Genomic DNA, 21,536 nt, shown 5'->3' with positions numbered 1-21,536 from the left:
TAATTTAAAGGGCATTTAGCATCTCAGAACATTGCTTTGGCATAATGGGAGCGGATGCTCTTTTTTTCTGTGGTGTTGGATTTAATCGCCAACTCTTTGCCTCATGACCACAACCATCTCCTTCTGGTGGCTCTGCTTGGTTAATGCAATTTTTGTCATCTTGTGGGCAATTAAGGCGCACATGCATATGCGAACTGTGCCCCCACCAAGGACGAACTTTACGCAGCCATTGGCTATCGTTTGTCTCTTGTCCACACAATTTTTCTTTGATAATAGAGTTCACAAAAATGCGTGCCACTCTTTCATCTTGCGCTGCGGCTTTAATTAAATCAAAGTGTTCAGACTGCCAAAATTCATTGCGGATTGAATCAGTAGGTTTATCAACAAGGCTAATAGAGTAGGGCTGTTTAAGTTCTGACTCTGTTAGTGGTTGGTCTAATAGTCGTAACCAAATATCAACATCTAGGCCTGTTTGATGACTTGAGTGACCGTGAGAGAAACGTCCCCCTTTTGGCAAAGATACATCAGCAATTAAGAGTTGTTTGTTAAAATCTTTTTTAGAGATACGAGCAAGATCTTGAATAAAATTAATGGTCTCAGAGTGTGCAAAATAACGCTTTCGTTCACTTCTAACCACCTGATAGCCAATTCCCGTTAAAGGTAATGCATCTGCACCTTCAAGGCAGCCATTGGCATAACTACCAATAGATTCAATTGATTGTTCCGTTGGAACTTGCATTGATTCCCAAGGAGTAGCATTAACCGCTAAACTAGAACAGCTAAGATATAAAGCAATGAGATGATAACGCATTAATAAGACTCGCTATTATAATATTTAACTAGTGTTTTTGTGATACAAAAGCATGAAATCATCCTTTGTATTCTTGTGATAAACAGCAATGATAATAACGGAAAAATGAGTATATGGTAATACTTGCCCCTATAAATAATAACGGTAAATATACGGATTTGTTAAGTACGAAATCCTGATTTTATAAATAAATTTAAGATTACATACTTAATATGGCATCTGTTTCTCATTCTGAGGGATTAAATTCAGGTAAGTTCGTGTTTTCAGGCCGATATAATAATTATGATTGATTAAGAGAAGAAAAAGATGAAGCTTTTTTGGTGGAATTTAAATAATAAAGAAAAGTCACAACGTTCGTTCTTTTTAGCACCATTTTGTTTATTGTTACTATTAAACCCAAGCCCAGAAGGCTTCTTTATTCTTAACAAGTACATAGTATGTAGTTTTGGGATCTTGGTTTTTGTATGCCAAGGTTTTTATTACAAGAATAAATCAAAGAAATAAATCACTAAGGAATAATATTAATTTGAATTATAAGTCTATTATTTGTTTAAATGGTAGTTATATCACAATTTAAATAACATAAATATCAGTTGAAAATAAATTAAATTAAGAGTCGGGTCTCATTATATAAATAGAGGAACCCTTGACTGTTAGGTTTGAGACTTATGTATCAAATAGTGACATAACCAGATGATATAAATGCACAAAATACACTTGCAAAAAGTAGGTGTAATAATGTCATTATGATTCTGGAGTAGTAGTATGCAAGACAGTAATGCACGATTTCCCACGATAGCTAAAATTCTCATTCTTAGACAATTTTTATGGGGCGCAGCCTTCTATGGTGCCTTTGTACTTTTAACTAAGTTTTTCCTTAATGATCTTAATTATAGCGAAGCTGATACGATTATGATGATGGGGGCTTTTGGTGCCGTAGGTCCTGTATTTTCAGCGGTGGGTGGCTTTTTAGCGGATAAATTTATCGGTGCGTTCCGTGCTGTATATATTGGTTATGCGACCTATCTAGTCGGTTTTTTATTGTTAGGTATTGGCGCAAGTCAGCTTAATGTGCCGATGAGTATTTTGGCTATTGCATTGATTGGTTTTGCTCGTGGTTTGTCTGCGACATGCCCAACTGTGTTGTTTGGTAATTCATACTCTGAAACTAACCGCGAAGCTTTCCAACAAGGTCTTACGGTTAACTATTCAATTAATAATCTTGGTTCTTTTTCTGCTAAATACCTTTTTCCTTTTTTAATCACTTATCTAGCATACCAAGGTGTTTTCTTTTTATCTGCATTATTAATGGCGCTCACCTTGATTCTCTTTTATAAGTATCGTAAAGAGTTGGCAAGTGTGGGTAATGATTTAGATAAAGCACCATTATCAGTAAAAACTTGGGTATCATTCTTTGCCGGCTCAGCGGCAATGCTTGGCTTAATATTTTGGATTTTCTCAAACCTTGATACGGGTAAATACATTCTTTATGCATTAGGTTTTGGTGCTATTGGTTACTTCATTTATGAAATCACAAAAGCAACGCGTGCATTCCAATACAAAATGGTAGCAGTGTTGATCACCGTTTGTATCTTAATTGTGTTCTATTTTTTCTATGGTCAAATGTTCACGTCAATGAACATGTACGCAATTAACTTAATGGACGATACCTTACTTGGCTTTATTCCTATTCACCCTGAATCAAATATGGCGTTCAACCCGCTATGGTGTTTTGTGCTTGGTGGGCCAATGATCCAACTTTACGCATGGTTAGATCGTAAAGGTTACTCACCAACTATTCCAACTAAAATTGCAGGGGCATTTATGCTAACTACTATTGCGTTTAGTTTGTTGGGGTTCTCTGCTGGGACGATGGGAGAAAACGGAAAAATCTCAGCGGATTGGATTCTATTTGTTCACTTTTTCCAATCAGGTGCAGAGCTGATTGTTGGCGCACTAGGCGCTGGGTTTATTTTTGAAATGGTACCACGTTATCTTGCTGCATTTTCAATTGGTTTACGCGCTGTCGCTATCTCATTAAGTGGTATTTTAGCGGCGGTAATAGCAACAAAAATCGCTTTACCGAAAGATATCGTATTTACGCCAGAAGTGGTGGAGACGGTATATACCAGTTATTTTTATATGCTAGCGCAAGTAGCTGCATTTATGGCGGTATTGACCTTAGGGTTATCTAAAGTAATTCAAAGATTAATTGCTCGTGGAGAAGAGTTAGAGGCAGAAGAAGTCTTACAAGCAAAAGATGAAGTACCTATGGAGCCAAAAGCTCAAAATTAGTTTAATACCAATTCCAGTAATTCTCTAGTCATTATTACTGGTTAAATCACATAATAGCTTCGTTAAAAATTATTTAAGTAGAATAACGACTTATCAGAATTTTTGCCTTGCTCTTAAGTGGTTTTCCTGCGTAATAAATAGACCATTTAATTAATGGCAATGGTATAAGAGAAGCTAATTAATGTTATAAGTAATACAAAAAAGCAGCACTAATGGTTTATTAGGCTGCTTTTTTAGTATCACAAATTGAATTTTCTATTCAAAAGAAACTTCAATAAATACCATCCCATACTCAGAGCTTAAAGGGATCAAAACGATTTTATCTTTAGATTGATGGCTAATCGTATGATTTTCACCAGAAACAACCATAGGTGTTGCCATATCAAACTCAAAACCTTGTTCGCTTAAAGTTCGCTTTGCTCCACCTGCAACCATGTTGGTGATTTCACCTACCATATCAATTACATCAACATCAATTTCGTGGTGAACCTCGCCAACCATTTTCTTCATTGTCATGAGTGCTAATTTTTTCTCGAAAGTAACAGACAATGAGCCTTTTAAGTCAGGGGTCGTCATACCGATAAGACCAGAGACATCACCTTTTGCAAAGCCTCCTTTTTTTAACATCGGCTTCTGAGGTGTTAATTGAATACTTGACATTGTGCTTAAGACATTAATCAATGCACTTAGAAAAGGGTTTATAAATTCAGCTTTCATTATTATATTTTCATTATTATGAATTAGGGTTTAAAGTTTACCATTTTTTAACATCCAGTACTCTAACTACTTTGTAAATGATTAGTACTTAAAGGAGAAAGGTTTTCAAATTAATCTTATAATTTTGATATTTAATAAATAAATCCTATTCATTCCAAATTTTATTTTCAAAATAATCAGCCAAAAAATCGATTAGAGCCCTTACAGCAGGGGAGAGATGCCTTCGGGAGGGGTATAAAACAAAAATATCCATGGATTGAGGTGTCCAGCTCGGAAGTACTTGTTTTAATGTTCCGTTTTGAATTAGAGAATGAACTAAATAAGTGGGCTGCATTGTAATGCCAGCACCATGCACTGCTGCCTCCATTAAAGCTGTTGCTTCATTTGCTGTTAAACGACACTTTATCTCAACAGAGTGATACTCTTTTTCTTGTCTTAGATGCCAAATATGACGCTCAAAATTTTTATACCCTAAGCAGGAATGATTTAATAGATCTTCTGGTGTCTGAATTTGAGAATTAGTCGTGAGATAATGTTCACTTGCGACTAATACTGAGTGGCATTTTGCAATGGGTTTCCCTATAAGAGTAGGATCAGGTGAAGAAGCAATTCGAATGGCGAGATCAATACGATTTTTAATTAAATCAGTCGCGACATCTTGTATATCGACATCAATACTAACTTTGGAATGAACAGCCATAAACTCAGTAAGTGCTGCCATTAACTGAGAATGCCCAAAAGACATACTTACCGCGAGGCGAATACTGCCGCGAATTTCACCTAAAGGTTGTATTTGGTTAACGATGTTATCAGCTGTTTCTACCCATTGCTGTATTTCTGCTAAGTACTGCACCCCGATAGTGGTTAGTGACACTTTTCGGGTTGTTCTATGTAATAGGCGGGTATTAAGCCAAGCCTCCATTGCTTCAACATAACGAGTCACCATAGAACGAGACATCTCAAGACGTTCTGCTGTTGCCGTAAAACTTTCAGAGTGAGCGACATCAATAAATACTTTAGCTGCGGTTACTTTATCCATTCATTTGCTCGATATTTGAAATAATGATGTTCATTATTGGTTATATATTTGAACAGTTTAACTAACTACACTCTTTCTTGTCTCTACTAAATACAGAAATAAGGAATTAATTATGAAAAAATTGGCGTTACTTACTTTATCTATGATGGCAGCAACTTCAGCATTTGCCTCTAATGAAAATCCACTTACTTTTAAAATATATAATGCACCTTCTGATAGTTTTAATGTGAATTCGACTCTAATTTATGGAGAGCAAGAAGCCGTAGTCATCGACGCGGGGTTTACCAAATCAGACGCCCTGAAAATTGCAGCAAATGTATTAGATTCAGGGAAGACATTAACGACAATTTTTATCAGTCAAGCGGATCCTGATTACTATTTTGGTGCAGAAACACTTAAACAACTCTTCCCTGAAGTTAACGTGTTTGCCACTCCAAAAGTGCGTGAAACCATTGAGAAAAAAATGGCAAGAAAAATGACATTTTGGGCTCCTAAAATGGGAGATAATGCCCCAACGTCTCCTATTCTTCCACAGGCCTATTCTAAATCATCTTTTGTTATTGAAGGGCATAAAGTTGAAATTAAAGGCACGACAGGTGTATTGGGTCACCGTCCATATCTTTGGATACCATCAGAAAAAGCGATTGTTGGTAATGTAGGTATTTACAATGATATGCCTGTTTGGATGGCTGATTCACAAACGCAGGAACAGTTAGATGCTTGGTCAGTGCAACTAAGTGAGATGAAAGAACTCAGCCCTGTACTTGTTATTCCGGGTCATATGAAAGCGAATTCGAAGACAGATTTAAGTGCAATCAACTATACCGAAGAATATCTAGATGCCTTTAAGCAAGCAAAATCGTCAAGTAAAAACAGTAAGCAACTTATTGATAAAATGATGGTTCATTACCCATCTCCAACAGTATCAACAACTTTAAGTCTTGGTGCTAAGGTGCATATGGGTGAGGTATCATGGTAAAAGTAGCACCCTAGCTATTTATATTAAGCAATAAATTTAAGTTTGCAGTGGTCAAAAGGCACTGCAAATATTTGTATTTTAATACTACCGTCATTTAACGATTTTCTGTTATGCGACGATTTATCATATATAAACAGTCCTCACTATAAAAACACTATCAAATCAGTCATTTTCACTAGCCATATAGTGAGAAAGCAACCTTACTTGCGTGATATTATTTAGGTATCGAAGTGTAATAAAGGAAATGTAATGGCTATCACGATTTGTGCTAATGGACTCAGTATTGTACACAAAGATTCTGGTGGCGAAGCTAGTGCGACTTTACCTGATGTATGTCTAACAACCGTAGGTAATGCGGTTGTTCCAATTCCTTATGGAAACAGTGCAAAGTCTTCTGATTTAGTTGATGGTACTACAACGGTATTTGCTGACGGTGGAAATAGCATCGCAATTAAAGGATGTCGATTTTCTAAAAGTACGGGAGATAGCGGTGGTGATAAAAAAGGCATTGCTTCTGGAACAATAGAAGCTGAAGCAAAATTTATCTCAGCTTCACCAACAGTTAAAATTGAAGGCAAAGGCGTGTGTCGTTTATCAGATCAAATGACAATGAATAACGGCAATACTTTATGTTTGGGAGGGCTTCAAGAGAAATCGATAACCATTACACCTGATGAAGAAGGAACATACACTGTTGATATCGAGTATCGATACCCAGATGGCTCTCCAGTGTACATGGCAGACTACAAGCTTATTGATAGCCATGGTGAAGAACATATAGGAAAGCTCGATAAATTCGGCAAAGCTGAAGTAAGTAAGCTTCCTCCTGGGTCTCTTAATTTATTTTTAGGAGAAGACCAACGAGATATCATGCCATCCAATGAACCTAAACCGAACCCACACTATCTAGAATCACCCGGAGCATTTGAGTTACTTGCCTTTGCAGTAAAAGGGCTAATCTTTTATTGGGATGAAATGGAGAGGCCAAGTGATTACTCAAAATGGAGTTGGGGGGCAATTATGGGTGATTTTAATCAAGATAGAACCGCTGGACAAATAGCTTTTGACTCTGTAATTACGGCTTTTCCTTATATTGATCAGGCAGCAGATGGTCGTGATCTAAGTGCTAACCTATATGCCTTTTATAATGCAGATGATATCCGTGATGAAAACGATAAGTACATTGATTTAGTCATTACTATTGTAGGATTTCTCCCAACGACGGGTAGTTTGTTTAAAGGATTATTTAAGGAGCTAAAGTTACTTGGTAAAGTCGCAAGTTTAGATTCAATAGCCGCTTTTCTTCGTAATAATGCCAAAGGAGATGTTGTAAAATGGATGCGAAAGTTGGATATCTTAGCCCTTAAGACGGATATATATAGCCAACTTGATAAGATAATACAGCGCGCAACTATGTTAATGAAAGAGCTTGAACAACAAAGTAGATTAAAAGGCTATTTCGTAGTTGCAGATGCATATAAGGCGTGTTTGGAGCAATTGGATGAGCTTTTTAAGAAAGCGGATGGCCCGATATCTAGGGTATTAAGTGATTTTGATGATCTAGTTGAGATGATTCTACCAGAAGCACCTTTAATGACTTCGAGCAGTGCATTCAATATAACTTCAGGGACAGCGCAAGGAGGCACACAATCGGAGGTCATAAAAACCCGTAAGAAAACAGTAAAGAAAAAAGATAAATGTATATTATGTCATCGAAAAAAAGGAAAAAAGAAGAATGAGTGCGAAGGTGCTAATGTTGGTTCAATGAAAAAAGCAGAGTTTGGTCGAGCTGGACGCTCACAATGGGATCAGTTAGAAAAAAGAAATAATTGGTCAATAGAGGATCATCCTTGGCATCATACAGGCATAACAGGGACATATGGAAACATACAAGCTCACCACCTTTTACCTATAAATGCATTTAAGATTAAACGATTAACTGATGGTAGGGAGAAAACTAGAACAAAAATTTTACTTAGACGGCTTGGTGGGTATTGTAATTATGATATTAACCATCCTAAAAATAGCGTTGTTTTACCATCTAGTCGTCATGCCGCATGTTTTTTAGAAAAGCCAAAACACGCTGGTCAGCATGATATTGGTGATTTTAGTTACACTAATGAATGTCTATTCACTGCGCATAAGACTCTCAAAGACAAAATAAAGAAGCATAAAAAGGACAGTAGTTGTAGTGAAATTACAAATCACACATTGATACATTTATTTAATGAATCAAGTTTTATAGTTTTTAAGAAAATTCGTAATTTTAAATGGCGGATCGGTTCGGACAGCTTTAATTTTGACCCTACATCGGATCCTTACCAAGGTTGCCAAGGTAGTATAAATATTATAAAACAAGGAGTAGTGACAACTCCTTGTTTTACAAGTCATATATTAATTAATACATTAACCCAGAAACAGATTGTAAATTATGATTTAAAAATTGGACAATAACCATGAACGATTACAACAATGATTATTACATTTTAAAATGTGGCAGCCGTAAAGTGCCTTCTCCTTATTGTGCGTGCAGCAAAAGCCATTACTTTATTTATCAAGAACCACTTTCCATGAAAATGGTGGTTTTGGCTGAATCATCAGGGGAGCCTAAAGATAATATTCTATTGATTGAAGCGATGGAGATGGATGGTGATCCACTGCTTTCTAAACGGGTCAAACAGGTATTGGAGTTTTTTGATCTTTATCGCTTTCAATTACAGCCTGCTATTTATACTCATGCTGACGATACAGAGCATTTTTATTGGGTCGGTGTGTTAGATAATGTTCTTAATGTGTATGATTTTGAACAGGGGCGTGTTAATCACATAGATGAAGATGATGACGTGGATGCTGAAACCATCAGGCTAGATCCCGATAAAATGTCGGTTATTCCCTTAGAAAAGCGATTGATGTTTGAAGTGCCAGGAATGCGTGGCACTTACATTGTTCATCGCTCGGTGGCAGAGCCTTTAATCACCTTAAATGCCAGTGGGTTACATTTAGTTCCAGTAATGGAGTGGGATGATTGTTTTGGGATGACAATATAATGAGCAATGACATGAATAATTATCAAGTATTTCACCGCAGTCAATATTATCAACAGACGAATCGTCTTATTCAAGCCAACGTAGAGCGTATGCTTGAGTTACAGCCAGATTTAGTGGTTGATTTTACCCAGTGCCCCCGTTTATTTTTAGCTGAAAAATTTGCTGATATGCTATCGGCAATGGAGCCTATTGGAGTCGAAAGAGTTAAAAATAGGTACCGCCCTGAGTTAGATGATGAAGTTCAAATTGATATCGGTACACATAGAAAAATGGAAATCATTGATGGTATTTCTTATGCCTATTTTTATATTTTCAATCGTTATGATGTTATCGACCCATCAGCAACCGAATGGCATTGCACCGTCCCCTCCATTGGGGCGATAAAAAAGCCAGTGCTGGATAAGGTAAAGTTAGAGGCCATTCCATTACAAGCGCGTCTTTTATTTAAATTAGATCAAGATCCTTCTTATTTGTTCATGCACGATAGTGTGGTTGATAAATTACTGAATGCGAAGATGCAAGATATTTGGGTTCGCTGGGGCGATTGATCAAACCAAAGGCCATAATGCTCACTCTGGTGTTGCGGTCTTCTTTTTTGAAGAATAGATAACCATGAACGATTACAACAATGATTATTACATTTTAAAATGCGGAAGCAGTAAAGTACCTTCTCCTTATTGTGCGTGTTGCAAAGACCATTACTTTATTTTCCAAAACCCTCTGTCTTTAAAAATGGCCGTTCAGGCTGAATCATCAGGGGAGCTTGAAGATAATATTCCATTGATTGAAGCGATGGAGATGGATGGTGATCCACTGCTTTCTAAACGGGTCAAACAGGTATTGGAGTTTTTTGATCTTTATTGCTTTCAATTACAGCCTGCTATTTATACTCATGCCGACGATACAGAGCATTTTTATTGGGTCGGTGTATTAGATAATGCTCTTAATGTGTATGACTTTGAGCAGGGGCGTGTTAATTGCATATATGGATATGATACATATGGATATGATAAAGTGGATGCTGAAAGCATCAGGCTAGATCCCGATAAAATGTCAGTTATTCCTTTAGAAAAACGATTGATGTTTGAAGTGCCAGGAATGCGTGGCACTTACATTGTTCATCGCTCGGTGGCAGAGCCTTTAATCGCCTTAAATGCCAGTGGGTTACATTTAGTTCCAGTAATGGAATGGGATGATTGTTTTGGGATGACAATATAATGAGCAATGACATGAATAATTATCAAGTATTTCACCGCAGTCAATATTATCAACAGACGAATCGTCTTATTCAAGCCAACGTAGAGCGTATGCTTGAGTTACAGCCAGATTTAGTGGTTGATTTTACCCAGTGCCCCCGTTTATTTTTAGCTGAAAAATTTGCTGATATGCTATCGGCAATGGAGCCTATTGGAGTCGAAAGAATTAAAAATAGGGATCGCCCTCATTTAGATTTGGAAGCTCAGATTGATATTGGTACAAAAAGGGAAACTGACATCATTGATGGTTATTGGTTACGTTCACTTTCATGTTTTCAATCGCTATGATGTTATCGACCCATCAGAAACCGAATGGCATTGCACCGTCCCCTTCATTGGGGCGATAAAAAAGCCAGTGCTGGATAAGGTAAAGTTAGAGGCCATTCCATTACAAGCGCGTCTTTTATTTAAATTAGATCAAGATCCTTCTTATTTGTTCATGCACGATAGTGTGGTTGATAAATTACTGAATGCGAAGATGCAAGATATTTGGGTTCGCTGGGGCGATTGATCAAACCAAAGGCCATAATGCTCACTCTGGTGTTGTGGTCTTCTTTTTTGAAGAATAGATAACCATGAACGATTACAACAATGATTATTACATTTTAAAATGTGGCAGCCGTAAAGTGCCTTCTCCTTATTGTGCGTGCAGCAAAAGCCATTACTTTATTTATCGAGAGCCACTTTCCATGAAAATGGTGGTTTTGGCTGAATCATCAGGGGAGCCTAAAGATAATATTCCATTGATTGAAGCGATGGAGATGGATGGTGATCCACTGCTTTCTAAACGGGTCAAACAGGTATTGGAGTTTTTTGATCTTTATCGCTTTCAATTACAGCCTGCTATTTATACTCATGCCGACGATACAGAGCATTTTTATTGGGTAGGTGTATTAGAGAACACTCTTAATGTGTATGACTTTGAACAGGGGCGTGTTAATTTTATAGATGAAGATGAAGATGAAGATGAAGAAGTGGATGCTGAAACCATCAGGCTAGATCCCGATAAAATGTCGGTTATTCCCTTAGAAAAGCGATTGATGTTTCAAGTGCCAGGGATGCGTGGCACTTACATTGTTCATCGCTCGGTGGCAGAGCCTTTAATTGCCTTAAATGCCAGTGGGTTACATTTAGTTCCAGTAATGGAGTGGGATGATTGTTTTGGGATGACAATATAATGAGCAATGACATGAATAATTATCAAGTATTTCACCGCAGTCAATATTATCAACAGACGAATCGTCTTATTCAAGCCAACGTAGAGCGTATGCTTGAATTACAGCCAGATTTAGTGGTTGATTTTACCCAGTGCCCCCGTTTATTTTTAGCTGAAAAATTTGCTGATATGCTATCGGCAATGGAGCCTATTGGAGTCGAAAGAGTTAAAAATAGGTACCGCCCTGAGTTAGATGATGAAGTTCAAATTGATATTGGTACACATAGAAAAATGGAAATCATTGATGGTATTTCTTATGCCTATTTTTATATTTTCAATCGCTATGATGTTATCGACCCATCAACAACCGAATGGCATTGCACCGTCCCCTCCATTGGGGCGATAAAAAAGCCAGTGCTGGATAAGGTAAAGTTAGAGGCCATTCCATTACAAGCGCGTCTTTTATTTAAATTAGATCAAGATCCTTCTTATTTGTTCATGCACGATAGTGTGGTCGATAAATTACTGAATGCGAAGATGCAAGATATTTGGGTTCGCTGGGGCGATTGATCAAACCAAAGGCCATAATGCTCACTCTGGTGTTGTGGTCTTCTTTTTTGAAGAATAGATAACCATGAACGATTACAACAATGATTATTACATTTTAAAATGCGGCAGCCGTAAAGTGCCTTCTCCTTATTGTGCGTGTAGCAAAGACCATTACTTTATTTATCGAGAGCCACTTTCCATGAAAATGGTGGTTTTGGCTGAATCATCAGGGGAGCCTAAAGATAATATTCCATTGATTGAAGCGATGGAGATGGATGGTGATCCACTGCTTTCTAAACGGGTCAAACAGGTATTGGAGTTTTTTGATCTTTATCGCTTTCAATTACAGCCTGCTATTTATACTCATGCCGACGATACAGAGCATTTTTATTGGGTAGGTGTATTAGAGAACACTCTTAATGTGTATGACTTTGAACAGGGGCGTGTTAATCGCATAGGTAAAAATGATTTCAATGATGAAGTGAAAGTGAATGCTGAAACCATCAGGCTAGATCCCGATAAAATGTCGGTTATTCCCTTAGAAAAGCGATTGATGTTTGAAGTGCCAGGAATGCGTGGCACTTACATTGTTCATCGCTCGGTGGCAGAGCCTTTAATCGCCTTAAATGCCAGTGGGTTACATTTAGTTCCAGTAATGGAATGGGATGATTGTTTTGGGATGACAATATAATGAGCAATGACATGAATAATTATCAAGTATTTCACCGCAGTCAATATTATCAACAGACGAATCGTCTTATTCAAGCCAACGTAGAGCGTATGCTTGAGTTACAGCCAGATTTAGTGGTTGATTTTACCCAGTGCCCCCGTTTATTTTTAGCTGAAAAATTTGCTGATATGCTATCGGCAATGGAGCCTATTGGAGTCGAAAGAGTTAAAAATAGGTACCGCCCTGAGTTAGATGATGAAGTTCAAATTGATATCGGTACACATAGAAAAATGGAAATCATTGATGGTATTTCTTATGCCTATTTTTATATTTTCAATCGCTATGATGTTATCGACCCATCAACAACCGAATGGCATTGCACCGTCCCCTCCATTGGGGCGATAAAAAAGCAAGTGCTGGATAAGGTAAAGTTAGAGGCGATCCCATTACAAGCGCGTCTTTTATTTAAATTAGATCAAGACCCTTCTTATTTGTTCATGCACGATAGTGTGGTCGATAAATTACTGAATGCGAAGATGCAAGATATTTGGGTTCGCTGGGGCGATTGATCAAACCAAAGGCCATAATGCTCACTCTGGTGTTGTGGTCTTCTTTTTTGAAGAATAGATAACCATGAACGATTACAACAATGATTATTACATTTTAAAATGCGGCAGCCGTAAAGTGCCTTCTCCTTATTGTGCGTGTAGCAAAGACCATTACTTTATTTATCGAGAGCCACTTTCCATGAAAATGGTGGTTTTGGTTGAATCATCAGGGGAGCCTAAAGATAATATTCCATTGATTGAAGCGATGGAGATGGGTTGCGCCCCACTGCTTTCTAAACGGGTCAAACAGGTATTGGAGTTTTTTGATCTTTATCGCTTTCAATTACAGCCTGCTATTTATACTCATGCAGACGATACAGAGCATTTTTATTGGGTCGGTGTATTAGAGAGCACTCTTAATGTATATGATTTTGAACAGGGGAGTTATTACACCAGTGAATATGATGAAGATGATGAAGTGAATGCAAAAACCATCAGGCTAGATCCCGATAAAATGTCGGTTATTCCTTTAGAAAAGCGATTGATGTTTCAAGTGCCAGGAATGCGTGGCACTTACATTGTTCATCGCTCGGTGGCAGAGCCTTTAATTGCCTTAAATGCCAGTGGGTTACATTTAGTTCCAGTAATGGAGTGGACTAATGGTTTTGGGATGACAATATAATGAGCAATGACATGAATAATTATCAAGTATTTCACCGCAGTCAATATTATCAACAGACGAATCGTCTTATTCAAGCCAACGTAGAGCGTATGCTTGAGTTACAGCCAGATTTAGTGGTTGATTTTACCCAGTGCCCTCGTTTATTTTTAGCTGAAAAATTTGCTGATATGCTATCGGCAATGGAGCCTATTGGAGTCGAAAGAGTTAAAAATAGGTACCGCCCTGAGTTAGATGATGAAGTTCAAATTGATATCGGTACAAAAAGGGAAACTGACATCATTGATGGTATTTCTTATGCCTATTTTTATTAGCTATTCATTTACAAAGTGGAAACTAATATTACGATTTTGTTTGAATAAATAGCAAGTATTGTTCAGTTTATTTGATTGAATCTATCAATGGTGTTGATATATAATAAATTTCTTTTAGTGAATTATTTTGTAACATAGAGCCAACATGAAATATGGGCTTAAATTAAATGTTACATACCTTTATTATTTGATAATAATCATGAATGGTATTTATTCACTAGGAGTGAGTTATATTTTAAAATTAAAGTAGTGATTTTGGGAAGTGGTTGCTGTATCTAACATTAAAAACAAGGATGGATTTAAACCGGAGTTAACATGAGAGTAGAGTATAAAGATGGTTCATTTATCATGTATTATAGTAACTATACTATAAAAACAGCATTTCAAGGTATTTACTGCAAAGACGGTGATATTTATGGATATGAAGCTTTAATCCGAGTTTATGATGACATCACCAAAGAATATATCTCACCACCTGTATTTATTGATGAAATTAGTAATCCATATTCACTTGAAGCTTTTTATCTTATAAATAAATTACATCTTTTCAATTTTAAAAAACTGATTAAAACAAATAGTAACATAAAATTATTTGTTAATATTACACCATCATTTTTTGATAGTCTTGGAGGGAATTTAAAAGTACAGGCAATGGTATGTCAGTTAATGAATGAGGCCGAAATTGGTTCTGAATCTTTAATTGCAGAGATACTTGAGAGTGAATCATCACAATACCCTAATTTTAATGCAGGAATTTCATTTATTAAAAGTATTAATGTAGCTATTGCTTTAGATGATTTTGGTGAGGAAAACTCTAATATAGAAAGATATAAAGAAGTAAATCCTAAAATTGTTAAAATAAGCCGAGAGTTTTATCTAGAATCATTTAAGTCACCATCTACAATAGAAATACTTAGAAATGTAATAACGCTATTTAAGAAAGATGGAGTTAAAGTAGTCGTTGAAGGGTTAGAAAATCATAAACATATTAATCAACTTATTTCTATGGGAGTAGATCTCTATCAAGGGTTTGTTATTCATAAACCGGAAATATATACAAAAGATTTTCAATATAGAATTCCATTATCTTTTGTAGATATAAATAATGAGTTCGTACAGGTTGGTTAAAAGTATAAATCACATCATTATCTTTTTTTGAGTCGTCGTGCCAGAGATAAGAATGCCATTCACTTTTAAGTGAGCGGCGTTATATCCTAATCGTTGCTTTCTTGCTTTAATCTTATTTAAAAATGTAACGTTGATTTACTTTTCATAGTGCTTAGTAACATTACCTACCATAGAGGCCATATCTATAATTTCAGCACCACCCAATTCCGCCATAACTTGTAAAAAGATATGAAGATTCTCTTTACTCATGTTATCTACAGATTTTTTTCCTCCCATGAATAAATATGGGTTAAATACCATTACTTCATCTTTATCTATTGAGCCGTATTTTTTTAAAACTGAAGGAAATAATGGTTTTGATTTTAATTCCATATCTACAGAACTAGGTTCAAGCACCGCAAAAAATCGTTGCATTACTAAATCAGCACGACCTTTTTCTATATCTAAAGCGTGGCATTTTTTTGTCTTAATCCAATTAAAAGATGGTTTTATTACTAAGGAGTATCCCGTCCTTTCTCCCCACAGATATAGTTCACCGTATACACTACGTGCAATAACATGATAGTTATCGTATTTTTCAAAACCAGTACCGACTAAAAATGTATCTAGTACATCATCAAAATCCGCAGGATTTGTTATCCAAAACAAACCATCCATAAACCCAGAAAAACCTACTACTTGCCAATACTCAAGTAACTGGTTAGGTAATACGTCTCGATAGGTTTCTACTTGTTGAACAGTCGCGTTAATTTTATCGGTTGGTTTGCCAAATTCCGATAAGAAAAAATCAAAGTATTCATCAATCATTTTATTTATTACCTCGTACTGGACAACGTTCTAATGTCACATTCATTTTCGTATCCGACCCAACAGTTTCTAGAGCTTTTTGAGCTTGTGCATCCATTTTTGCTAAACGTGATTCTCTTCTCCATTGAGAGCCAAGCGACGAGTTCACACTCTTATTTCCCATACGATTGACTTTATCTCCACCGCCAGCAATCATATCAGGATCATGCAAGGCTGCTAAATTATCCATTATATTAAGAGTACGTTGCTCTGCTTTAGTTTTAGCCTCTTTTGGCAACATTTTTTTGTTATAATTATTTTTCAATGACTCTTTCAAATCATTAGAGAAATCTTTTCTAAACTCCTCTTGTGCTAATCCTGTTCCTTTCCGTTTCATCACTTTATAGCGATTGCGATTTTCTAAGTATTCACCCACAGTTAAGTCATTTAAACCTGATTCTTGACTTTTAAGCTGTCTCGCAAAATGACTTTCAAGCTCTCGCTCTCTTCCTTTGAATTTCCCTTTAATTGTCTTACCGGGTTTAAAACAAGGTACTTTAAACCGCTTCATGGTATGTAGTGTTTTTGCCATTGCCTTGTCTAACTTTTTTAAAGGCAATTCATCTAAAATTTTGTCCGCATATTTACCAGGAATAGCAGTTACAGCCATCCCGCCCAAAGACGGATTAGAAACAAACTCTTTAACTCCATCAATTAAATCAACAACGGTTTCCACCGCGATTGAGACAGGATCGATATTTACAGAACTAATACCATCTAACTCAGGATTAGTGAGCATTTCCTCTATCGTGGGTGATGTTGCATTAATCGTTTCCCTTTTTACTCCGTGTTTCTCATATTCTGATAATTCTTTTTCTATTTTCTCTGGCTTAGGTGATTCTACTACTGGACGATAAGCCCCGCCTACTTGCCGTACTTTATTGTCTCCTAATTGGTGTTGCTTAATGAGATTATTAAAATGACCACGTAATGTAAAATCCACATCATATTTAATATTACCTGAAGGATCTAGAATGCCATCGTGAAACGGTAGTTGATCTATAAGTAAAATGTCATAATCATCTAAACGACTCATCAGTCTAGTTTGTTGATAATAAGCGCTTAATAAATAAGGGTGAACAACCTTAGGAATATCCTCATATGTTACTTGAAATAATGTTTTAATTTGATAATGAATCATTATATTTCATTCGTAATTTAACGTGAATAAATCGTATCAAAGTTTTAAAAATCAAATTAACTGAAAGACTAGTGATAATACCTAAATAAGAAAATAGTTGATTTCAGTTCCAAATGTTCTATTTAAGCCTGATTTTATTTTTTAATAAAAATGAATCAATTGTAGGATCAAGTAAAAAGACAATAAGTGTAGGGTGTGAGAGTGAGTAGGCTTTATTGGTTCAAATAGGTAAACAAACCCGAGTGCATAAATACTCTCGGGATCGTCGTTACACAGAATCTACTTAACGCTTATGCGACACCATGACCTTTTGATGCTACCCAAACGCGGTACCATTGCTCAGTATTCATTTGCAATGCAAGTGCGTTAACCGCTTCTTTTACTCTTTCGATTTTCCCTGAACCAATAAGTGCAACAGGATTTGATGGGTGTTTTAATACCCAAGCGAAAATCACTTGCTCAATTGAGGTAGCACCTAACTCTTCAGCTAGTTCAGTTAATGTATGACGTAAGCGTATTGCTTGCTCGGTTTGTTCACTAAAGATATTACCGCCCGCTAAACATGACCATGCCATTGGTCTAACACGGTATTGTTGTAGCTTGTCACATACACCGTTTTCTAGAACATCAAAGTTCATTGGGTTAATTTCAACTTGGTTTGTCACCAAAGGCATATCTAAACGTGATTGCAGTAAATCAAATTGAGAAGAAGTGAAGTTTGATACACCAAAGTGTTTAACTTTACCGCTTTGTTTTAACTCGGCGAAGGCTTCTGCAACGTGATCGGCATTCATTAAGAAATCAGGGCGATGCACTAATAATGTATCTAGCTGCTCTACACCTAAACGTTGTAATGAGTTGTTTGTTGAGTCTAAAATCGCTTGCTTACTGCTGTCATAATGAGAAACACGTTTTTCGCCATTTCCGGTAGCAATACCATTGATACCAAATTTAGATACGATCTCAATTTGATCACGCATTGTTGGATCAAGCTTTAGTGCCTCACCAAATAAGACCTCACAATTGCCAGCACTGTAAATTGCGGCATGGTCAACTGTTGTGATGCCCATTTCTACATGTGTTTTTAGAAAAGACAGACGCTCTTGTGCGTTCATTTCCCATGACTCTAAACGCCAATAACCTTGAATTAGATTAGAAAATGTAGGGCCTTCTGGTGCCATTAGTACTTTTTCAACATGACTCATAACAAACACTCATTAATGTGGGTAGGCCTCAATTATAACCACAATAGTGAAGATTGATTAAGTATTCATAAATGAAATGATTGTTCGTTATAAAAAACAATGCAAACATTCTTTTTGTTATAGCATAGAATATGAAGCCCTTTTGATATGGATATAAAAAATGCAGCAACATAAAAAGATAGAGTGTTTAATGCTATTTGTTGAGATTGCTCAGCAACTTAGTTTTACTAAAGCGGCAAAAAACTTATCAATATCTAAAGGGTATTTATCCGATCAAATAAAAAAGCTAGAAGCGGAATTTCAATGTGCTTTATTGGTGAGAACCACTCGGAGTGTTCGTTTAACGGCGGAAGGTGAAAAGATATTAGAGCAGGGAAAAAAGATCAAAGCGACCATGCTAGATTTAGATCGAAATGTTTATCAAACGCACAACAGCATTTCAGGAACACTACGCATTACCGCACCAACCTTATTTACAGAGCGATTTTTACTGGATATTTGTTTTGAGTTTAAATGTTTGTATCCAGACATCAATTTTGTGATTGATTCGAGCTATGTGAATTATGACTTGCACCATGATGATTTTGATTTGGCATTTCGTGCCACATTACATCCACCTGAAAATATGGTCGCGAAATTATTATTCTCTTATCAGCACTGTTTATGTGCCTCTCCTCAATATTTAGAGGAAAATGGTATTCCAAAGACAATTGACGATCTTTCAGCGCAGCAATGTTTGTCTGCTGTAGAAACCCAACTGTGGCCATTAAAATCCAAAGAGAGTGTTATTTCAGGTTGGTTAACTGTTAATGATCACCATCTTTTAAAACAACAAGCTTTAAATGGAAGGGGGATCATTCGTGTCGCTAACTATTATGTGGATCAAGAATTAGAAAATGGAACGCTGCAAAAAGTATTAGAAGATGAATTTGTTCAAGGCCAAAATATCTATTTGTTATACCCACAACTTATTTATCCGCCAGAAAAACTATCAACCTTTATTGCTTTTGTTCAAGAGAAGCTGAGGGATAGAAGGTATCATCTATAATTAGCCGCCAATATGACGGCTAATAATGGAGTGATTTAATCTTATTTAGACAGTTCAGCCGCGGTATCAACAAAAATACCTTGGATGTCTTTTGCTTCGCGCTCTGTTTGTCCGCCATGTTTTAGAAATGCAGAGATAATAGCAGCTGTTTTTTGCTCTTTAGCTCGCTCTAAAAAGTAACGTAATTCTAACTCTGCACCAGCGTCTTCATCTTTAATTGAAGCGGCAATGATCTCTTTGTACATCACGATATCACGCACTTCTAAGCTACTAATTACACCAAGAGTCATGGCTAAAAAGTTATCCATTTCAGCTTTAGGTACAAATTGGGTAATGATATTTAAATTCTCAGCTTGTTGCGCTGTAAAGTCATTACCTAATAGTAGAGCCTGTAATGCTTTGTTTTTACCCATTCTTCTTACGAACTGAACAGCACCTTGACCACCCGTAGGGATATTTACGTGAACTTCTGGTTGAGCAAATGCAGCATTCTCAGTGGCATAAGCAAGATCACACGCCATAACAAACTCATTACCGCCCCCACGAGCCACGCCATCAACTAAGGCAACAGATACTTGTTTCATCGCCTTGATGTTCATGATCATATGATTGAACTCAATAGACGCTGCTTGACCGCCTTGGGTGCCGTTAATCACATTAAGATCAAGGTGCGCTAAAAAGAAGGTTTCATGCAATGACTTAAACACAACCACTTTTGTATCTCGGTCATCTTTTAAAGAAAGAACATATTCATTAATTTCGTTGATTAGATTAATGGTCAATACATTCACTGGTGGATTGTTAATAGCAACGGTTGCGATACCATTTTGGTTAGTGATTGATAATGTTTTCATAATGTACTTCCTCTAAATCGCCTATCGGCTAGTTAAATATAGTTACGTGAGAGGGCGTCCTCTCCGCCAGTGAGATAACTATAAGCAACTCATTAGGTGAGAAAAATACCGTTACTGGCATAAGATTGATGTTAATATTGCACCAATACTGTTTTTATTTATTTTCATGAGGCTCAAATGGATTTTTCTAATCGTTTACTGTTATTGCTAGAAGTCACTGAACTTGGCTCTTTTACTAATGTTGCCGAGCAAAAGAACCTTGATCGCTCTGTTATCTCAAAGCAGATAAGTCGTTTAGAAGAAGAGTTAGGCGTTCGCTTACTTAACCGCACCACACGCTCGCTATCATTAACAGCAGCAGGTAATGAAATGGTGAGCCAAGCAAAATTATTACGTGACTTGCTTAATAACACTCATCGTTTAGCGCAGAATTACCATTCTGAGCCAAGAGGGATACTACGAATTACCAGCTCAATGATGTTTGGTCGTCAGTACGTTCAAGATGCTATTTCGGTTTTTCAGAAGCAGTACCCTGATGTGAAATGTGAGTTGAGATTAGAAGATAGAGTGGTTGATATCGTGCAAGAGGGCTTTGACATTGGCTTTCGTATTGGTAAACCAAAGAACTCCAGTTTGATTTCTCGTAAGATTGCCCGAAGCCGTTTATTAATCGTCGCTTCACCTGATTTTATTCAGGAACACGGTCAGATAAAGACAATTGAAAAGCTAGAATCATTACCTGCGACGATTTATGCCGTCCCTGGATTGCTCATTAATAAATTCAATTATCTTGATGAGAGCAATATCGAGCAGCAGTTTCATCTTAATACCGCTTACAAAGTGAATGATGTCGAGATGGTAGTTAAAAGTGCAGTGGCAGGAAATACGCTAGCAGTTGTTACTGCTCAAATGATTGAGGATGAAATCATGGAAGGTAAGCTTATTCCTATTATGACGCATTTGAATCTTGAAGATTTCGGAACCTTTTATGCTGTGTACCCACATCGAGATGCACCTATTAAAACTAAGTTATTTATTGATGTTTTAAAGTCAATTATTGGAGAGGCTTCACCGGTGTGGGATCAAAATATTCCGAACTTTGCAAAGTTGTATGGCGGTAATAAGTAAATAATGGGTCTGATTTTAAATCATGACCAATATGACTTAATGTGATTTTTAATCATAACTGTGTCATCTTATAGTTAATTCATCAAAGACAAAATGAGTGATACAAAGATGAATGTGATGAATCCT

Annotated in this window: 24 protein-coding genes; 17 read left to right on the top strand and 7 right to left on the bottom strand. The window is 36.7% G+C overall.

What is annotated here, in order from left to right; translation table 11 throughout:
- Positions 1 to 4: 4 nt before the first annotated feature.
- Positions 5 to 811 (bottom strand): penicillin-insensitive murein endopeptidase, encoded by an 807-nt coding sequence (gene mepA / locus ACU5DF_RS05070; RefSeq protein WP_446712043.1) that lies wholly within the window; start codon positions 809 to 811, stop codon positions 5 to 7.
- Positions 812 to 1,576: 765 nt separating this feature from the next.
- Here mepA and ACU5DF_RS05065 point away from each other — a divergent pair.
- On the top strand, positions 1,577 to 3,106 hold the full coding sequence (locus ACU5DF_RS05065) for a peptide MFS transporter (RefSeq protein ID WP_446712042.1): 1,530 nt from the start codon (positions 1,577 to 1,579) through the stop codon (positions 3,104 to 3,106).
- A 255-nt stretch (positions 3,107 to 3,361) separates the two neighbouring features.
- On the opposite strand, the gene ACU5DF_RS05060 is transcribed toward ACU5DF_RS05065, so the two are convergent.
- On the bottom strand, positions 3,362 to 3,823 hold the full coding sequence (locus tag ACU5DF_RS05060; RefSeq protein ID WP_045103423.1) for a chemotaxis protein CheX: 462 nt from the start codon (positions 3,821 to 3,823) through the stop codon (positions 3,362 to 3,364).
- A 145-nt stretch (positions 3,824 to 3,968) separates the two neighbouring features.
- The gene (locus tag ACU5DF_RS05055; RefSeq protein ID WP_446712041.1) at positions 3,969 to 4,862 is read right to left on the bottom strand and encodes a LysR family transcriptional regulator; all 894 of its coding nucleotides are present in this window, start codon (positions 4,860 to 4,862) and stop codon (positions 3,969 to 3,971) included.
- A 112-nt stretch (positions 4,863 to 4,974) separates the two neighbouring features.
- On the opposite strand from ACU5DF_RS05055, the gene ACU5DF_RS05050 reads away from it, so the two are divergent.
- The 14 genes from ACU5DF_RS05050 to ACU5DF_RS04985 all read left to right on the top strand — a co-directional run bounded on the left by ACU5DF_RS05050 (position 4,975) and on the right by ACU5DF_RS04985 (position 15,188).
- Entirely contained in the window at positions 4,975 to 5,841 is an 867-nt protein-coding gene (locus tag ACU5DF_RS05050; RefSeq protein ID WP_446712040.1) for an MBL fold metallo-hydrolase, read from the top strand.
- A 249-nt stretch (positions 5,842 to 6,090) separates the two neighbouring features.
- On the top strand, positions 6,091 to 8,295 hold the full coding sequence (locus ACU5DF_RS05045; protein WP_446712039.1) for a PAAR-like domain-containing protein: 2,205 nt from the start codon (positions 6,091 to 6,093) through the stop codon (positions 8,293 to 8,295).
- 2 nt (positions 8,296 to 8,297) lie between these two features.
- Positions 8,298 to 8,888 (top strand): hypothetical protein, encoded by a 591-nt coding sequence (locus ACU5DF_RS05040; RefSeq protein WP_446712038.1) that lies wholly within the window; start codon positions 8,298 to 8,300, stop codon positions 8,886 to 8,888.
- Between the two features lie 11 nt (positions 8,889 to 8,899).
- Positions 8,900 to 9,436 (top strand): hypothetical protein, encoded by a 537-nt coding sequence (locus ACU5DF_RS05035; RefSeq protein ID WP_446712037.1) that lies wholly within the window; start codon positions 8,900 to 8,902, stop codon positions 9,434 to 9,436.
- Between the two features lie 64 nt (positions 9,437 to 9,500).
- Positions 9,501 to 10,106, top strand: a complete 606-nt coding sequence (locus ACU5DF_RS05030; RefSeq protein WP_446712036.1) for a hypothetical protein — start codon at positions 9,501 to 9,503, stop codon at positions 10,104 to 10,106.
- A gap of 11 nt (positions 10,107 to 10,117) precedes the next feature.
- Positions 10,118 to 10,432, top strand: a complete 315-nt coding sequence (locus tag ACU5DF_RS05025; RefSeq protein ID WP_446712035.1) for a hypothetical protein — start codon at positions 10,118 to 10,120, stop codon at positions 10,430 to 10,432.
- Positions 10,389 to 10,655 (top strand): hypothetical protein, encoded by a 267-nt coding sequence (locus ACU5DF_RS05020; protein WP_446712034.1) that lies wholly within the window; start codon positions 10,389 to 10,391, stop codon positions 10,653 to 10,655. The genes ACU5DF_RS05025 and ACU5DF_RS05020 overlap by 44 nt, the downstream gene beginning before the upstream one ends.
- A gap of 64 nt (positions 10,656 to 10,719) precedes the next feature.
- Positions 10,720 to 11,322: a hypothetical protein gene (locus ACU5DF_RS05015; RefSeq protein ID WP_446712033.1), complete on the top strand. Its 603-nt coding sequence runs from the start codon at positions 10,720 to 10,722 to the stop codon at positions 11,320 to 11,322.
- A gap of 11 nt (positions 11,323 to 11,333) precedes the next feature.
- Complete coding sequence (locus ACU5DF_RS05010; protein ID WP_446712032.1) at positions 11,334 to 11,870, top strand: hypothetical protein; 537 nt, start codon at positions 11,334 to 11,336, stop codon at positions 11,868 to 11,870.
- A 64-nt stretch (positions 11,871 to 11,934) separates the two neighbouring features.
- Positions 11,935 to 12,540, top strand: coding sequence for a hypothetical protein (locus ACU5DF_RS05005; protein WP_446712031.1), 606 nt, complete (start codon positions 11,935 to 11,937; stop codon positions 12,538 to 12,540).
- 11 nt (positions 12,541 to 12,551) lie between these two features.
- Positions 12,552 to 13,088: a hypothetical protein gene (locus tag ACU5DF_RS05000; protein ID WP_446712030.1), complete on the top strand. Its 537-nt coding sequence runs from the start codon at positions 12,552 to 12,554 to the stop codon at positions 13,086 to 13,088.
- Between the two features lie 64 nt (positions 13,089 to 13,152).
- Positions 13,153 to 13,749: a hypothetical protein gene (locus ACU5DF_RS04995; RefSeq protein ID WP_446712029.1), complete on the top strand. Its 597-nt coding sequence runs from the start codon at positions 13,153 to 13,155 to the stop codon at positions 13,747 to 13,749.
- Between the two features lie 11 nt (positions 13,750 to 13,760).
- Positions 13,761 to 14,060, top strand: coding sequence for a hypothetical protein (locus ACU5DF_RS04990; protein WP_446712028.1), 300 nt, complete (start codon positions 13,761 to 13,763; stop codon positions 14,058 to 14,060).
- Between the two features lie 315 nt (positions 14,061 to 14,375).
- A complete protein-coding gene (locus ACU5DF_RS04985) occupies positions 14,376 to 15,188 on the top strand; it encodes an EAL domain-containing protein (protein ID WP_446712027.1) in 813 nt (270 codons plus the stop codon).
- A gap of 135 nt (positions 15,189 to 15,323) precedes the next feature.
- On the opposite strand, the gene ACU5DF_RS04980 is transcribed toward ACU5DF_RS04985, so the two are convergent.
- From ACU5DF_RS04980 to ACU5DF_RS04970, 3 genes are all read right to left on the bottom strand, one after another.
- Positions 15,324 to 15,995 carry a GAD-like domain-containing protein gene (locus ACU5DF_RS04980; protein ID WP_446712026.1) on the bottom strand — a complete coding sequence of 224 codons (672 nt, stop codon included), beginning with the start codon at positions 15,993 to 15,995 and terminating at the stop codon, positions 15,324 to 15,326.
- Between the two features lies 1 nt (position 15,996).
- Positions 15,997 to 17,175, bottom strand: coding sequence for a polymorphic toxin type 15 domain-containing protein (locus tag ACU5DF_RS04975; protein ID WP_446712025.1), 1,179 nt, complete (start codon positions 17,173 to 17,175; stop codon positions 15,997 to 15,999).
- A gap of 290 nt (positions 17,176 to 17,465) precedes the next feature.
- Positions 17,466 to 18,380, bottom strand: coding sequence for an aldo/keto reductase (locus ACU5DF_RS04970; protein WP_105063583.1), 915 nt, complete (start codon positions 18,378 to 18,380; stop codon positions 17,466 to 17,468).
- A gap of 160 nt (positions 18,381 to 18,540) precedes the next feature.
- Between ACU5DF_RS04970 and ACU5DF_RS04965 the strand changes: the two genes are divergently transcribed.
- Complete coding sequence (locus ACU5DF_RS04965; protein ID WP_446712024.1) at positions 18,541 to 19,428, top strand: LysR family transcriptional regulator; 888 nt, start codon at positions 18,541 to 18,543, stop codon at positions 19,426 to 19,428.
- Between the two features lie 41 nt (positions 19,429 to 19,469).
- On the opposite strand, the gene ACU5DF_RS04960 is transcribed toward ACU5DF_RS04965, so the two are convergent.
- Complete coding sequence (locus tag ACU5DF_RS04960; RefSeq protein ID WP_446712023.1) at positions 19,470 to 20,282, bottom strand: enoyl-CoA hydratase/isomerase family protein; 813 nt, start codon at positions 20,280 to 20,282, stop codon at positions 19,470 to 19,472.
- A 177-nt stretch (positions 20,283 to 20,459) separates the two neighbouring features.
- Between ACU5DF_RS04960 and ACU5DF_RS04955 the strand changes: the two genes are divergently transcribed.
- Positions 20,460 to 21,410: a LysR family transcriptional regulator gene (locus ACU5DF_RS04955; protein ID WP_446712022.1), complete on the top strand. Its 951-nt coding sequence runs from the start codon at positions 20,460 to 20,462 to the stop codon at positions 21,408 to 21,410.
- Positions 21,411 to 21,536: the final 126 nt, after the last annotated feature.

It is taken from the genome of Aliivibrio wodanis (assembly GCF_052920805.1).
The sequence above is the reverse complement of the archived record's forward strand: the minus strand, read 5'-3'. Positions and strand labels throughout refer to the sequence as shown.

Bases quoted from the DNA above. Each gene is read 5' to 3' on its own strand.
- ACU5DF_RS05000 (WP_446712030.1), top strand. From the start codon at position 12,552: ATGAATAATTATCAAGTATTTCACCGCAGTCAATATTATCAACAGACG.
- ACU5DF_RS04995 (WP_446712029.1), top strand. From the start codon at position 13,153: ATGAACGATTACAACAATGATTATTACATTTTAAAATGCGGCAGCCGT.
- ACU5DF_RS05065 (WP_446712042.1), top strand. From the start codon at position 1,577: ATGCAAGACAGTAATGCACGATTTCCCACGATAGCTAAAATTCTCATT.
- ACU5DF_RS05010 (WP_446712032.1), top strand. From the start codon at position 11,334: ATGAATAATTATCAAGTATTTCACCGCAGTCAATATTATCAACAGACG.
- ACU5DF_RS05045 (WP_446712039.1), top strand. From the start codon at position 6,091: ATGGCTATCACGATTTGTGCTAATGGACTCAGTATTGTACACAAAGAT.
- ACU5DF_RS04985 (WP_446712027.1), top strand. From the start codon at position 14,376: ATGAGAGTAGAGTATAAAGATGGTTCATTTATCATGTATTATAGTAAC.
- ACU5DF_RS04975 (WP_446712025.1), bottom strand. From the start codon at position 17,175: ATGATTCATTATCAAATTAAAACATTATTTCAAGTAACATATGAGGAT.
- ACU5DF_RS04965 (WP_446712024.1), top strand. From the start codon at position 18,541: ATGCAGCAACATAAAAAGATAGAGTGTTTAATGCTATTTGTTGAGATT.
- ACU5DF_RS04990 (WP_446712028.1), top strand. From the start codon at position 13,761: ATGAATAATTATCAAGTATTTCACCGCAGTCAATATTATCAACAGACG.
- ACU5DF_RS04955 (WP_446712022.1), top strand. From the start codon at position 20,460: ATGGATTTTTCTAATCGTTTACTGTTATTGCTAGAAGTCACTGAACTT.
- ACU5DF_RS05035 (WP_446712037.1), top strand. From the start codon at position 8,900: ATGAATAATTATCAAGTATTTCACCGCAGTCAATATTATCAACAGACG.
- ACU5DF_RS04980 (WP_446712026.1), bottom strand. From the start codon at position 15,995: ATGATTGATGAATACTTTGATTTTTTCTTATCGGAATTTGGCAAACCA.
- ACU5DF_RS05020 (WP_446712034.1), top strand. From the start codon at position 10,389: ATGGTTATTGGTTACGTTCACTTTCATGTTTTCAATCGCTATGATGTT.
- ACU5DF_RS04960 (WP_446712023.1), bottom strand. From the start codon at position 20,282: ATGAAAACATTATCAATCACTAACCAAAATGGTATCGCAACCGTTGCT.
- ACU5DF_RS05030 (WP_446712036.1), top strand. From the start codon at position 9,501: ATGAACGATTACAACAATGATTATTACATTTTAAAATGCGGAAGCAGT.
- ACU5DF_RS05015 (WP_446712033.1), top strand. From the start codon at position 10,720: ATGAACGATTACAACAATGATTATTACATTTTAAAATGTGGCAGCCGT.
- ACU5DF_RS05050 (WP_446712040.1), top strand. From the start codon at position 4,975: ATGAAAAAATTGGCGTTACTTACTTTATCTATGATGGCAGCAACTTCA.
- ACU5DF_RS05055 (WP_446712041.1), bottom strand. From the start codon at position 4,862: ATGGATAAAGTAACCGCAGCTAAAGTATTTATTGATGTCGCTCACTCT.
- ACU5DF_RS05025 (WP_446712035.1), top strand. From the start codon at position 10,118: ATGAATAATTATCAAGTATTTCACCGCAGTCAATATTATCAACAGACG.
- ACU5DF_RS05040 (WP_446712038.1), top strand. From the start codon at position 8,298: ATGAACGATTACAACAATGATTATTACATTTTAAAATGTGGCAGCCGT.
- ACU5DF_RS05005 (WP_446712031.1), top strand. From the start codon at position 11,935: ATGAACGATTACAACAATGATTATTACATTTTAAAATGCGGCAGCCGT.
- ACU5DF_RS05060 (WP_045103423.1), bottom strand. From the start codon at position 3,823: ATGAAAGCTGAATTTATAAACCCTTTTCTAAGTGCATTGATTAATGTC.
- mepA (WP_446712043.1), bottom strand. From the start codon at position 811: ATGCGTTATCATCTCATTGCTTTATATCTTAGCTGTTCTAGTTTAGCG.
- ACU5DF_RS04970 (WP_105063583.1), bottom strand. From the start codon at position 18,380: ATGAGTCATGTTGAAAAAGTACTAATGGCACCAGAAGGCCCTACATTT.